Origin of the sequence: Hymenobacter perfusus, from assembly GCF_003944765.1 — a bacterium.
In the GTDB taxonomy this organism is placed as follows: Bacteria; Bacteroidota; Bacteroidia; order Cytophagales; family Hymenobacteraceae; genus Hymenobacter; species Hymenobacter perfusus.
Genome location: NZ_RWIU01000004.1, coordinates 217,453 through 230,130 on the forward strand (window position 1 = coordinate 217,453; position 12,678 = coordinate 230,130).

Here is a 12,678-nt window from a genome sequence, read left to right on the forward strand (position 1 = left end):
TTAGTAACCAATCAGGGAGAGAAGGACAGAGGAGTCGGTTTCGTACTCAAGCAGGGCCAGGCCGTAGCCGGCCATTCCCTCGAATAGGGAATAGTGGGCGCTGGCCGTCTGCTGATTGTAGTGGCCTTTGTAGCCGGCCACGCAGCCGGGTTGCTGGCTCAGTTGGTGTGCCTGTTGGTGCCAGTAGGCAGCGGCCTCCTGGAAAGCCGGGCGTTGCATTGTCTGGTACAGTTGCTTGAAAAACAGGCTGTTGCCGCTGGCGCCATAAATCAGAGAGGCATCGGGGACGCGGCATTCCGGGGCACCCCGGCGGTAGGCTGCCGAAGTAAGCACCGCCAGCGCGGCCGTGTGCAGGTTTTCTTCCGCAAGGGCCTGGCTGGTTTGCAGCAGGGCAAAGCCAATGCCCAGGTCGCCGTAGCAGAGGTTGAGGCTATTGGAGGGGCCGGGCTGCCCCACCACGTCGGGAAACAGGTTCAGGCCGTTAGTCGTCTGGTGGGCCAGCAGGTAGTGGCTGGCGCCCCGCATGGCGGCCTGCAACTCCGTTAGCCGATACGTACTGCCGGTTTGCAGCACTTTGGCCAGGAACAGTAGCACCGCCGCAATGCCATGGCTCCAGCCGGTGTACACCTGGTTTTTGCCAAACAGATAAGAGCGCCAAAACCCGCCCTGCGCCTCTTCTTCATACGTGCGCAACAGGGTATCCAGCACCTGCTGCACGGCTTGCGCGGCCCCGGCCGTGCGCCGGCCCAGCAGATACGTGGCCGCCGGCAGGTAGCCCACAAACGGATCAAACAGCTCTCGTTTAGTCAGCAGCGCAATACCCGGCAGCAGTAGCCGGTCTGTTTTTTCCAGCACCAGCTCAAACGATTCATCCAGGTAGTGCTGCTCGCGCAGGTAGCTAATAACGGTGCCGGCCTCGGCCAACTCCCGGTAATACAGCGGAGAGGTAGCCGGGTAGCTGGGCAGTACTTTGATGGCCGTCAGCAGAATTTCGGCCGCGCCGGCCGCGTACGTTTCGCTCTCGGTGAGGGTGGCGTAGGTGTGCAGGAACAGAAATGGCCCCAACCGCCCCCCCGACAGCCCCGGGCTGGCTGGCAGCTCCGCGCGGTTGGCCAGCAGAAAATCGGCAATGGCGCGGAGCTTTTCCAACAGCGGCTCTGCTTCCGCTTCGGCCAGCAGGTGGGCGCTACTTGATGCGGCTTTCTTCATCACCGGAGGCGTTGCGGCTCTTGGAAGAAGCCTTGATTTTCTGGTTGCCGAAGCTGTAGGTAAGCGTGGCCTGCAGGAAGTTGGAATCCCAGCGGTACAGGGAGCGGGTGCGCAGGTTGCTGAAGCGAGTATCGGTGAGGGCGCGGGAGGTTTTCAGCACGTCGTTGTACACCACCCGCAGCGCGAGCCGGTCGGCCAGGAATTTCTTCTGGAGCCCGAGATTTACCGAGTATTGCCCCCGGTTGCGGCTCACGCCATACGGGGCCGCGCTCTGGAAGTAGCCCGAGACGCTGGCATTCCAGCCACCCTTGATTTTGAAGTCGTTGGTCATGCCGTACACCCCCGAAAAGCCGCGAATAGTCTGGGGCGCGTTTTCGGTGGACTGCAGGGAATAAATGCTGTAATAGCCGTTGAAAAAGTTGGAAATATTCCACCACGCAAAGGGCGCGTACGGGGCCGTTATGGTAAGGCCATATTGGCTCTGGCTATTCAGGTTTTCGGCTCTTGACTGGGTGACCAGGGAAGTAGGGGTTTCGCGCTGCGTAACCCACGAAATCAAATTGTTCGTCCGGGAATAACCGGCCGCAATTACGTAGGTGCCATTTACGGTATAGGTTACATCAATATTATTTGCGTATTCAGGCCGGAGAAATGGGTTGCCCTGTGAGTAGGAATAAATATCCTGAAAATAAATAAACGGGTTCAGATCCTGGTAGCTGGGGCGTTGTAGTCTGCGGGAATAATTCAGGCTTAGAAAATCATCTTTGCCAATGGCCTGATTCAATAATATGGAAGGAAAAAAATTAGTATAGTTTCGCTTATTGAGAATGTTGCTAGTAACCAAATGGCCTTCCGACCGTGTGTTTTCCAGTCGGCCACCAATTCGGTAGTCCAGATTTTTGATTTTGCCACTATAGCTCAGATACGCAGCCATGATATTTTCTTTATAAGAAAAGTAATTGGTGCGTTGGGGGTCATTTACCCAGTCAATTTCCCGGTCGAGCTTCTCGTAGCGGGCATCATTATCCGTTTCTACCCGGCTGAACTTGAGGCCGGCTTCGAGCTTGTGCGTACCAACGGTCTGCTCGTAATCGGTTTGGGCCGCCAGAATCTGGATGGCGGTTGGCAGCACGTTCCGCAGGCTGATGCCCGGGGCCAGGCTATTGCCCTCGGGCGTGGTGAAGGAGTTGACAATGAGGTTCGTCTGCCGGCTGTCGTAGTTGGAGTAGTCCAGATCAGCGGAGATGGTGCGCACCGAGTCGATGGTATGGCGCAGCCCCAGGTTGCTGGAGTATTGGGTGGTGCCGTATTTCGTATCGGTGAGGCTGAGCAGCGTAGAATCCGGGGTGGCGGCGTAGCGCAGCAGCTGGGTGGCGGCCGTGGCATTGCGCGTCTTGTCGGAGGTGAAGCCCCGCAGGTAGAGGTTGACGCTGGTGCGGGGGCTCAGGGTCCAGTCGAGGCCGGCGCGGTAGTTATGCGCCAAGGAGCGGGACGGATTTACCAGGTCAGTTTTGTGGGTGGTCAGGACCTGGTCGGTGGCTTCGTCCAGGTAGTCGAGGCGGTTCTGCTCGGTGGTAGTCACCTGCCGGGCCGATAAGGTGTAGCCTGCCGACAGAGCCATGGCCCCGCGCCGGTGGTTGAGGCTGAGGCCCAGATTCTGCCGGCTGTTCTTGGTGAAGGCCCCGCCGGCCGTTACGGTAGCTTTGGTGCCGTCCTGCAGGCCTTTCTTGGTGACAATGTTGATGACGCCGCCCGGACCTTCGGCGTCGTAGCGGGCTCCGGGGCTGGTTATCAGCTCTATCTGCTGCACCTCATTGCTTTGCAAGCCCTTCAGAAACACGGCCAGGTCAGCCTCCGACATGTAGGTTTTCTTGCCATCCAGGATTACCGTGGCGCCCTTGCCGTTCAGGGTGATGGACTCGCTCTTGGGGTTGACGTAGATGCCCGGCGACTTCTCCAAGACCTCCAGCGCGGTGTAGCCGGAAGCCAGCACTGTGTTGGAGATGTTCACAATCATGCGGTCCGGCTTCTGGATGATGGTGGGCCGGGTGGCCGTAATGGTTACCTCTTTCAGGGCCGTGGCATGGTTGGCGGCCAGCCGGACAGCCAGGCGGGCCACCGGCTCGCCGGCGGTTACGCGCACCAACCGGCTGTCGGAGCTGAAGCCGATAAAGGAGGTTTTGAGCAGGTAGCTGCCCGCTGCCACGCCCGGCAGGCTAAAGGTGCCGGTGGCATCGGTAGTGGTGGCCGTAACGTGCGTGGAGTCCTGGGCCTTGAGCAGTACCACGGTAGCAAATTCCACCGGTTCCGGCCCTTCGCCCAGCACCTGCCCGGCAATGGTAACGCCCTGAGCCCACGTCGGCGCGGTGCTCAGCAGCCAGAAGAAAAGTGCGAGTAGAATCCTGCCGTGTCGCATAGCTTCGTCGAGTTTGAATTTCTTCCGAAGTAACCCGACGCCCGGCAGCTCCGGAAACTTTTTCGACTAAGTGGAAGCTGCCATAGACGTATTGAAAGGGCTCTGTATCCTATCAGAAGTAAGCCTTAGTGGCTGTCAGCAGGCTTGTCGGCGTTTTCAGGGTGTGCTTTTGTCACCCATTTACGGCTACCACTTTCAGGATTCCTTAATGCAATAGATGCGTGTTCAATAGGGTTGATTTTCAGGTTTTTAGTTCTGGTTCGAGGGCGGGGGGTAAGGTGCCTTTTTCATGCTAATGCACCTGTTTTAGCCGTGCACAGAAAGCAGTAAATGCGTTTTCACGGGACCATATTTTTCAGTGTCCGCCAGGAAATTGCCACTTGGTCGAAATACAGTGGCTAGTTTATCCTTCATATGCTGCGGTTGGTCTAGTTTATTTTTTTAGGGGGTAGTAGTAGTATTCATTTGTTTCATCAGCGGTGTACTTCTCTAACCAGAAAGCTTATGAAAGTCTTGCAGAATTTTATAAAGTCATTCGGTAAAAAAACCTCCAGCTATGTTTCGGGCGAGAGTTTTTTATCTGTGAATGAAATGGATTTAGTTTTCGGAGGTAAGCCCGAAGAAGTTAAATCTGATGATGCCTATTGGTGGATCGAGGAGCAGGATTTATCGGATATAAATACACTCGCTAAGTAGTATTTATATGGTATTGCTGGTAAGGCAGCGCAATGCTATTTTATATGCCTTTTTTAATTTCTCTGAACCATACGTGAGGAAGCCGGCCCTCACTGGTTGCATAGTTCCTTTCATTCATCCCCAAAAAAATTATGAAAAAGAAATCCATCTCCCTGGACAAGTCCCTTTCCCTGGACAAGGAAACCGTAGCCAAGCTCAATGAAGACCAGCTGGGCGACGTAGTTGGTGGCGGTACCACCAACACCTGCAACAACGTGCCCGCTCAGGAACTCGAAGCCATTCCCACCATCAATTCCTGCCAGGCTTGCTCCTGCAGTTAATCAGTCCCTTTCCACTTCCAAAACAGCCAGAACCCATGAAAAAGAAATCCATCTCCCTGGACAAGTCCCTTTCCCTGGACAAAGAAACCGTAGCCAAGCTCAATGAAGACCAGCTGGGCGACGTAGTTGGTGGCGGTACTACCAACACCTGCAACAACGTGCCCGCTCAGGAACTCGAAGCCATTCCCACGATTGGCTCCTGCCAGGCTTGCTCCTGCAACGGAGGCTAGGTAATACGCAGATGCTACGGGAGGGCTGTTGCTCTTCCGTAGCACCTGTATTGCCCGCGCTGCAAAGCGTTGCGTCACCAGAGTAAAGCCCTCTTGCACTCCGCTGCCGGGTTGTGGGTCTTCGTAGTAAATCCATCCTGAGAAGAAGAAACCCGTTTTTCTGCTCAAGCTGCTGGCCCCGGATAAAGCCACCATCACCTGGCTCAGTAAATTGAGCCAGGAACCAAACCGTCGGGCCGGGCGGGTCGCAAACCGCTCGTTCAGGCGGTTTTCCTGTTGAAAAAGCACCCGGCTGCGCTACTGACAAGGGCCATGCCCAAGAGTTAATATTCATTCAGGAGGTGCAAGGGCAGGGTCCTTGCCCCGGCGTGAGCTTCCTGCTAACGTACATCCGCAATGAAGAAGAAGAAATACATTCAGTTGAACGCCGCCCTGGTGCTAGGTAAGGAAACCATTACCCGCCTCAGTGAAGAGCAGCTGCAGGATCTGGTGGGCGGGCAGGTAACCGAGGGCGTTATCACCCAGTCATCGTGCGGGGCCTTCAGCTGCAACCCCGTTGACTGTTACGGTGGGCCGCGCGGAGCAGACGCTCCCAACCAACCCGGGTAACTTCCCGCCACAGGCAGAAAGAAGCGCAGCAGGCCTGGCATTATGCACTGCCTGCTGCGCTTCTTTCCCTTGTGGCTAACCCGGTTGAGCCGCCGCGCCGCTGCTGACCAACAGGATAGCTATGAGCAGATATAAACTAGTAGTTTAAACGCCGAATAATGCGCTAATCTATTCTGCCGCCCGTATTTCGCCGCCGTGCGGGCCGTGTGTATTCGTAACGGGCGGGAAATCTCATTCACTTATTACGCGTAGTTCCATGGCTGCCACGCCCTCCCTGAAACTGGAATCGGAGAAGTATTACCTGCTGAGGAAACCCCTGCTGCCACTCCAGACGGTGCTTGACCTGAACGAGCAAACCCGGCAGGAGCCCGCGCGGCTGGGGCCAGCGTTATTGCATTTGTTCCGCGACGAGCAGTTGCAGGAGGCCATCTACACGGCCTCGCCGGAGCTGTACGCGGAGCTGCACAAAGTGCTGGCAAAGGGCCTGGACCCTGCCGGCAAGGATGACCGGCTGGTGGCCACGCTCTACAAGTACCTGATCCGGATGAGCATGCGCTGCACGCCCTACGGGCTGTTTGCGGGCTGCGCGAGCGGCGAGCTGGCGGAAACTACCACGTTCGATTTCACCGGGGCACCGCCCCTGAAACAGTCCCGGCTGGATATGAACTACGTGAATGAGCTGGTGAAGCACCTGCTCACGACCACCGAGGTGAAATACCAGCTGCGCTACTTCCCCAACAACAGCCTGTACGCCATTGCCGACAGCTACCGGTACGTGGAGTACAAGGTCAAAAACAAGCGCCGACACTATTCCATTACTTCGGTCCGGAAATCGAGTTACCTGGAGGTGCTGCTGCAGGCGGCTGGTCCGGGCATCCACTTTGCCCGGCTGGTGGAACTGATACAGGCCGAGGAGCCGGAAGCTACGCCAGCGGAGGCTCAGGCCTATATTGAGGAACTGATTGATTCCCAGCTGCTGATCAGTGAGCTGGAGCCCACCATTACGGGCGCGGTGTTTTTTGAAGGGCTCCCGCAGAAGCTAGCCGGTAAAGTAGCGGCCCCGGTGGTAGCGCAGGTAGCGGAAATCCAGCAGCTGCTGGAAGCCGGCGGCGTACGCAACTTTCAGCAAGTACACCAGCTGATTAATACCTCCTTCGGGCAGTCCAGCTCCAAGGATTTGATTCAGACTGACCTCTTTTTCAGGCCGGAGAGCAACACGCTCAAAACGGAGGTGATAGAAACCGTGACCAGTCAGCTCAGTGAGCTATTCGCGCTGGCCAACAAAACCAACCTGCCGGACCTGGAACGCTTCAAGAAAGACTTTGTAGAGCGTTTCGAGGACCGTGAAGTACCCCTGCTGCTGGCGCTGGACAGCGAAACCGGCGTGGGCTACGGCCGCGCCGAGGTGGGCCGCAGTGACCACCTGCCGCTGCTGGATGGCATCACGCCGCGTGCCGCCGCCCCCCCCAAAAGCTCCGAGTGGAAGAAGTATACGCAGCTGGTGCATCGCCTCTTCCGGCAGGCGGCGGCCACCGGCGCCCAAGCCGTGGAGCTGACTCCCGCCGACCTGGCCGGCCTGGAGGAAAAGCCTGATTTGGGCCGCCATACGCCCGCCAGTCTCTATGCTTTCGGCTCTCTGTTGGCCAGCTCGCCGGCCGCCCTGGACGCGGGCGACTTCCGGTTTGCGCTGGGCGTCTGCTCGGCCCCATCGGCCGCGAATCTGCTGGGCCGCTTTTGCTACGGCGACACCAAGCTGCTCGATAACGTGAAAGCCAGCCTGCAACGAGCCGAGCCTGACACGGAAGAAGCCGTGTACGCGGAAGTGGTGCACCTGCCCGAGGCGCGCATTGGCAACATTCTGATGCGGCCCCATTTGCGGACGTACGAAATTCCGTTTTTGGGGCTGTCGGCCGCGCCGGCCGAGCACCAGATTACGGTGCAGGATCTGCGGGTATCGGTGCGGCAGGGGCAGTTGGTGCTCCGCTCGGCCCGGCTCAACAAACGCGTTATTCCCCGGCTGTCCTCGGCGCACAATTACACCACGGGGCTGCCCATCTACCGCTTCCTGTGCGATTTGCAGAAGCACGACATCTATTTCGGGGTGAGCTGGTACTGGGATAACCTCAGCTCGGAACCGTTTCTGCCCCGGGTGCAGTACCGGAATATCATCCTGACCAAAGCCACCTGGCACCTCACGCTGGCTGATCTGCAGCCGGGCGAGGGCCGCAAAAAGACCCTGACGGAAGCCGCGTTGCAGCAGCAGTTGGTGGACCGCAAACTGCCCCGGTTCTTCTGCCTGACCGACCACGACAATGAGCTGCTCATTGACAGCCACCACGCGGTGGCCCGGCAGCTGGTGGTGCAGCAGCTGGAGAAGAAAGGTCGCGTGACTCTCACGGAGTTTCTGGCTACGCCGGATAACTGCCCGCTGCAGGGCCCGGGCAACACCCACTACACCAACGAGCTGCTGCTGCCGCTCTACAACGGGGCATATATGCCGCCGGGTACGCCGGCGCGGGCGTTGCCGTTGCCTGATGTAACGCGCAGCTTTGCCCCGGGCAGTGAGTGGCTGTATCTGAAGCTCTATGCCGGTACCAAAACCATGGACCGGGTGCTGACCGAGAAAATCAGGCCGCTGGTGGCGCAGCTGCTGGCGGAAGGCGTCATCGATAAGTGGTTTTTTATTCGCTACAACGACCCTCATCACCACCTGCGGGTCCGCTTTCATGTGCCAGTAGGGCAGGAAAGCCGGTTTGCGCAGGTCGTGCAGGCGGTGCAGCAGGCCCTGGCCCCGGAACTGGCGGAAGGACTAGTGCACAAGCTCCAGCTCGATACCTACGTGCGGGAGCTGGAGCGCTACGGGGCTACCAACATAGAAAACTCAGAGTCGCTTTTCTACCACGACAGCCAGGCTATAGCCAACGTGCTGAGTCTGCTGGAAGGTGACGAAGGTGAAACCTACCGCTGGCTGCTGGCCCTACGGGGCCTCGATGAGTTGTTGACGGATTTCGGGCTGGAGCTGCCGGCCAAGAAGCAGGTGCTGCAGCAGCTGTCGGAGGCGTTCTTCCAGGAGTTCAACGGCGACAAATCCCTGCAGGTGCAGCTCAACGAAAAGTACCGGCAGGAGTCGCGCCGGATCCGGAGCTTCCTGAACCCGGCCGAAGACGAGCTTAACGGCATTGAAGACGCCACCCACGAGTTTCTGGTCCGGCGCCGGGAGTCTCGGGGAACGGTGGCGGCAATCCAGGCCCTGTATCCGCAGCCCCTGCCAGCTTCTGCGGCCGGTTTCAGCCTGCTGGCCAGCTACGTGCACATGTACGTCAACCGCTTTGTGCTGTCGAAATCCCGCCTGCATGAGCTAACGCTCTATGGCCTCCTGCACAAGTACTACACGGCCCAGGCTGCTATGGAAAAGAAAACTATTTCTGGCCCTAAAATCGTGAGCTATGCCCTCTGAAAACTACTACCACAGTGAGGTGAAGGAAATCATGCTCACTAAGCCCAGCTGGATTCTGAAGTGGGGCAACGTCATCATTCTGGGGCTGTTGCTGCTGGTATTTGCTTTTGCGGCCTTCTTCACTTATCCGGAGTCGCTCACCACGGCCATCACCCTCACGGCAGTGCGGCCGGTGGAGGTACTAAAGCCCCGGCCCATGAATTGGGGTATCCAAGCCGTGCTGGTGAAGGACGGGGCCACGGTTGTGCCGGGCACGCCGCTGGTTGCCTGGTACGATGCCGCTCAGGCCGATTACCGCGAAGTGCTCCGGCTGGAAAAGCTGCTGCGCGCCTATGCTGCCCAACCGCCGCTACCCGCTGGTACAGCCCCAAGTCAAAGCCTGCTGCGCCGTTTCTTTAAAGTAGACACCCTGAAGCTGGGCAACCTGCGCGGCACGTACCGGATGCTCAACCAACAGCTGCTGAAGCAGCACGATATTCCCGCCAACCACGTTGCGCAGGGCCTGCGCCAGGTAGCCGCCTGGAAAGCGGAGTTTGTCTCGGTGGCGCACAGCGCGGGGCAGGCCCGCATCAACTACAGCCTGCCCCAAACAGCCACGCCGGTAGCCGCTACCCAACCCATCGTGTACGTGCAGCCCCCGGCCGCCGAGTACGTAGCACATGGCTACATTACCGACGCGCAGTATGCCGCCGTAAGCACCGGCCAGAAGGTATTTGTGACAGTTGCCGAGCTGGGTGGTACCCGCATAGTGGGGCGGGTGCTGGGCGTAGCCCCACTGGCCGAGAACAGCCGGCATAAAGTGTTTATTCGCCTGTTGCCGACCGAGAAAATGGTGTTGAACGCTACGTTTTCCGGCACGGCCCGCATTGTGCTGCACAACCGGCCCCTGCTGGAAAAATTCCTGTCCATCAAGAGCTGAACTCCCCACCCAGAAAACCGGCGGCCTGGTACCCACACTGCATAAGGTGGGTGCCGGGCCGCCGGTTTTCTGGGGAAATGTGGGCCATGGATTACTGCTTAAGCAATGCCAGGGCCTGCGTGACTACCTGCTCGAACATCGGATACGTGAAAGGTTTGGTCAGGACTTTTAAATAGCGTATTCCCAGGCTCTGAACAAAGGATTCGGGGTACGCGGTGGTGATAATGACGTTCTGAAACTGATCCGCGTTTACGCGCACACCGTCGCCAATGCGGTAGGAGTCATTGGGTTTGTCCAGCAAATCCAGGAAGACCAGATCCACCGAGGGAGTCTGTTGCTTATCAACCGTATCGGATAAAGACTCGATACACCACGCCAGGCGCAGCTGGTTGTAGCGCTGCACATACTTGGTAATAAGTGCGCGGGCTAATTCTTCATCTTCTACTATTCCACAAGTGAAAACGCGCATACGTAAGGGGCAATTAGGTGCTGCTGTAGGGGAGAAGAGGAGGGTTAAGAGCGCAAAAAAGGCTGTTTGGAGTTGCTTCCGGAGCAACCCCAAACAGCCTTGACGAGCAATTCTGAAAAAGAATAGTTCGGGGAGGTAACTATACCGCGCGGCTGGTGCAGAGCGGAGTGGAAGTCAGGTGGTCTTCGGTAATAAACAGCAGGCTGGCACCGGTGGTAGAAAGATTGGTAACGGTTTCTTTTTTGATGTGGAGTTTCTGGGTAAGAGCAGTAATCGTTTTCATTAGGCAGTAGTTTATGTGAGATGGATGATCAAATGAAGGAAAAGATAGACTTCCTCCTCGTATAAATTCGACAAACAGAGAAAACTCTTCGACCATCTGCAAAAGATAGACGTATGTACTAGGTCGCTTCGGCTGCCAGCGACTTTATGAGTGGGGTATAAGTTTGGAAGGCTGTGTGACGCTGCCGCCGAGGATATTCAGCATGGGCCTGGATTGCGCTGCTGCCTTCTGCCATCAATGCAACTTTAGCTTTCGCCGTATCTTTAAGCATGGATTTTGGCCGCCTTTCCGACCTGCGCTACGTTGATTTTCGCCTGCCCGCCGACCACCCCGAAACGGCCGCCGTACTAGCCCGGGGCCTGCCTGCGCAACCCGCGCCGCCGGCCGTGTACGTGGGCTGCCCCATCTGGACGAACAAGGCCTGGGTAGGGAGCTATTTCCCGCTTGGTGTCCGGGAAACGGAGTATCTGCACCATTACGGCCGGCAGTTCAACAGCATTGAACTCAACACCACGCATTACCGCATTCCAGATGCGCCCACCGTGCGCAAGTGGCGGGAAGCAGTACCGGCTACGTTTCGTTTCTGCCCCAAAATCCCGCAGGTCATCAGCCACGACCGGGCCCTGTACAACGCCGATGACCTGACGACCAGCTTCTGCCGGGCCATTGAGGGCCTGGGGCCGACGCTGGGGCACGCGTTCCTGCAGTTACCGCCCACCTTCGGGCCGGAGCACTTACCGCGCCTGGAACGGTACCTGCTCGATTTTCCGGCCTACGTGCCGCTGGCCGTGGAACTGCGCCATCCGGCCTGGTTTTCCGACGCGGGGCTGCTGGCTTCGGTTACGGCTATGCTGGAGGCGCTGGATAAGCCGCTGGTGCTGAGTGACGTGGCCGGCCGCCGCGACGTGCTGCACATGCGCCTGACTACCCCCGTGGCCTTTGTCCGCATCAACGGCCACGGCCTGGTCGATTCCGACTTCCGGCGAGCCGACGACTGGGCCGCCTGTATAGCCGGATGGCTGGAGGCGGGCCTGCACACGGCCTACGTGTTTATCCACCAGAAAGACATCATGCATTCGCCCATCTGGGCGGAACATTTTCTGCGCCGGCTGCACGAGCTGACTGGCATGGCCCTGCAGCCACCCCGCATCCTGCCGCAACAGGTGCAGGGGAGTCTTTTTTAGCGTGGTGAAGAGATAAAGAGCTGCAGTGAGTTAGCTGTTCTGGTGGAGCGTGAAGGCGCAGCTTACACAGCTAGCCCACTACCTGCTACTTTACTGCTTTTCCCAAGCTGAACTTGATGCCCAACTCCGTAGCAATGCCCAACTGTGGGGCCCGTTTGACCGGGCCGGCATAGTAGTCGAAATACGTATAACCTGGCTCCCGGCCGAGGCCGGCTCCCACGTAGGCATCCAGCCAGCCGTATTTGCCCAGACGCCGCTGCATACCCCATTGCAGTGTCAGGGTAGAGTAGTTGTAGTGGGTGCGGAAGGGCGTGGCAGTGAATACGGAGGTAGACTGCAACGATAGGTAGTTACCCACGAACGGCCCGGTAGCCCGGCCATTTTGCCGCCGCTTTTCCTGGTTGTAATAATATTTCACGCCTACATCAAAACCATAGTCACCGATGATAGACTCCCGTACATCGTTGAAATAGCGTTGCCGCTTGCCCACTTTAAAGCCGCTGAATCCATTGGCGTACAGGGAAAAGGCCGGTGTGAGATGATGCTCAACCCCTAATACTATCGGCACCGATAAGCCCCAGTAGCCGCTGGAAAGGCCCCGGGTAAAACCAGTACCCAGTTTGAGCAAGGTGCCGCTCCCGCGCGGGACAGCCAACGAAGCGGCGGCCGGCGTGGTGGTTGAATCGGGAGTGGTTTGGGCCGTCGTGCACTGTGGGGTCAGGAACGCGGTAAAAAACGACAGGCCAGCCGGAGCCGCTACGAGTAGGATGCGCATAGAAATACGGGAATGAAGTAGAAATTCAGGTTCAGGATATCGGGCCGGGAGGGAAGGTTGCGTGCCGGGGAGCGGAAAACAGAAAAAAAATGGCTTGGCCCAACCGGAGGC

At 57.9% G+C, this 12,678-nt stretch carries 12 protein-coding genes; 7 read left to right on the plus strand and 5 right to left on the minus strand.

Features of this window, described 5'->3' with window-relative positions:
• Positions 1-1,209 (minus strand): lanthionine synthetase LanC family protein, encoded by a 1,209-nt coding sequence (locus EI293_RS13260; RefSeq protein WP_125438611.1) that lies wholly within the window; start codon positions 1,207-1,209, stop codon positions 1-3.
• On the minus strand, positions 1,187-3,625 hold the full coding sequence (locus tag EI293_RS13265; protein ID WP_125438613.1) for an outer membrane beta-barrel protein: 2,439 nt from the start codon (positions 3,623-3,625) through the stop codon (positions 1,187-1,189). Before EI293_RS13265 ends, EI293_RS13260 begins: the two co-directional genes overlap by 23 nt.
• 504 nt (positions 3,626-4,129) lie before the next feature.
• Here EI293_RS13265 and EI293_RS13270 point away from each other — a divergent pair.
• From EI293_RS13270 to EI293_RS13295, 6 genes are all read left to right on the plus strand, one after another.
• Entirely contained in the window at positions 4,130-4,321 is a 192-nt protein-coding gene (locus EI293_RS13270) for a hypothetical protein (RefSeq protein ID WP_125438615.1), read from the plus strand.
• A gap of 131 nt (positions 4,322-4,452) precedes the next feature.
• Positions 4,453-4,641, plus strand: a complete 189-nt coding sequence (locus tag EI293_RS13275) for a class I lanthipeptide (protein ID WP_125438617.1) — start codon at positions 4,453-4,455, stop codon at positions 4,639-4,641.
• A 35-nt stretch (positions 4,642-4,676) separates the two neighbouring features.
• A complete protein-coding gene (locus EI293_RS13280) occupies positions 4,677-4,871 on the plus strand; it encodes a class I lanthipeptide (protein ID WP_044000689.1) in 195 nt (64 codons plus the stop codon).
• Positions 4,872-5,267: 396 nt separating this feature from the next.
• A complete protein-coding gene (locus EI293_RS13285; RefSeq protein ID WP_125438619.1) occupies positions 5,268-5,480 on the plus strand; it encodes a class I lanthipeptide in 213 nt (70 codons plus the stop codon).
• 256 nt (positions 5,481-5,736) lie between these two features.
• Entirely contained in the window at positions 5,737-8,937 is a 3,201-nt protein-coding gene (locus EI293_RS13290; RefSeq protein WP_125438621.1) for a lantibiotic dehydratase, read from the plus strand.
• On the plus strand, positions 8,927-9,856 hold the full coding sequence (locus EI293_RS13295) for an HlyD family efflux transporter periplasmic adaptor subunit (protein WP_125438623.1): 930 nt from the start codon (positions 8,927-8,929) through the stop codon (positions 9,854-9,856). The genes EI293_RS13290 and EI293_RS13295 overlap by 11 nt, the downstream gene beginning before the upstream one ends.
• 91 nt (positions 9,857-9,947) lie before the next feature.
• On the opposite strand, the gene EI293_RS13300 is transcribed toward EI293_RS13295, so the two are convergent.
• The gene (locus tag EI293_RS13300) at positions 9,948-10,325 is read right to left on the minus strand and encodes a response regulator (RefSeq protein WP_125438625.1); all 378 of its coding nucleotides are present in this window, start codon (positions 10,323-10,325) and stop codon (positions 9,948-9,950) included.
• Between the two features lie 139 nt (positions 10,326-10,464).
• Positions 10,465-10,608 (minus strand): hypothetical protein, encoded by a 144-nt coding sequence (locus tag EI293_RS22110; RefSeq protein ID WP_170170367.1) that lies wholly within the window; start codon positions 10,606-10,608, stop codon positions 10,465-10,467.
• 269 nt (positions 10,609-10,877) lie between these two features.
• On the opposite strand from EI293_RS22110, the gene EI293_RS13305 reads away from it, so the two are divergent.
• Positions 10,878-11,792, plus strand: coding sequence for a DUF72 domain-containing protein (locus tag EI293_RS13305; RefSeq protein ID WP_125438627.1), 915 nt, complete (start codon positions 10,878-10,880; stop codon positions 11,790-11,792).
• Between the two features lie 85 nt (positions 11,793-11,877).
• Here the strand turns inward: EI293_RS13305 and EI293_RS13310 are convergent, their stop codons facing one another.
• Positions 11,878-12,567 carry a hypothetical protein gene (locus EI293_RS13310; protein WP_125438629.1) on the minus strand — a complete coding sequence of 230 codons (690 nt, stop codon included), beginning with the start codon at positions 12,565-12,567 and terminating at the stop codon, positions 11,878-11,880.
• Positions 12,568-12,678: the final 111 nt, after the last annotated feature.

Excerpts from the sequence above, each read along its gene's own strand:
- EI293_RS13310 (WP_125438629.1), bottom strand. The coding sequence starts at position 12,567 with ATGCGCATCCTACTCGTAGCGGCTCCGGCTGGCCTGTCGTTTTTTACC.
- EI293_RS13275 (WP_125438617.1), top strand. The coding sequence starts at position 4,453 with ATGAAAAAGAAATCCATCTCCCTGGACAAGTCCCTTTCCCTGGACAAG.
- EI293_RS13280 (WP_044000689.1), top strand. The coding sequence starts at position 4,677 with ATGAAAAAGAAATCCATCTCCCTGGACAAGTCCCTTTCCCTGGACAAA.
- EI293_RS13305 (WP_125438627.1), top strand. The coding sequence starts at position 10,878 with ATGGATTTTGGCCGCCTTTCCGACCTGCGCTACGTTGATTTTCGCCTG.
- EI293_RS13290 (WP_125438621.1), top strand. The coding sequence starts at position 5,737 with ATGGCTGCCACGCCCTCCCTGAAACTGGAATCGGAGAAGTATTACCTG.
- EI293_RS22110 (WP_170170367.1), bottom strand. The coding sequence starts at position 10,608 with ATGAAAACGATTACTGCTCTTACCCAGAAACTCCACATCAAAAAAGAA.
- EI293_RS13295 (WP_125438623.1), top strand. The coding sequence starts at position 8,927 with ATGCCCTCTGAAAACTACTACCACAGTGAGGTGAAGGAAATCATGCTC.
- EI293_RS13300 (WP_125438625.1), bottom strand. The coding sequence starts at position 10,325 with ATGCGCGTTTTCACTTGTGGAATAGTAGAAGATGAAGAATTAGCCCGC.
- EI293_RS13260 (WP_125438611.1), bottom strand. The coding sequence starts at position 1,209 with ATGAAGAAAGCCGCATCAAGTAGCGCCCACCTGCTGGCCGAAGCGGAA.
- EI293_RS13270 (WP_125438615.1), top strand. The coding sequence starts at position 4,130 with ATGAAAGTCTTGCAGAATTTTATAAAGTCATTCGGTAAAAAAACCTCC.
- EI293_RS13285 (WP_125438619.1), top strand. The coding sequence starts at position 5,268 with ATGAAGAAGAAGAAATACATTCAGTTGAACGCCGCCCTGGTGCTAGGT.
- EI293_RS13265 (WP_125438613.1), bottom strand. The coding sequence starts at position 3,625 with ATGCGACACGGCAGGATTCTACTCGCACTTTTCTTCTGGCTGCTGAGC.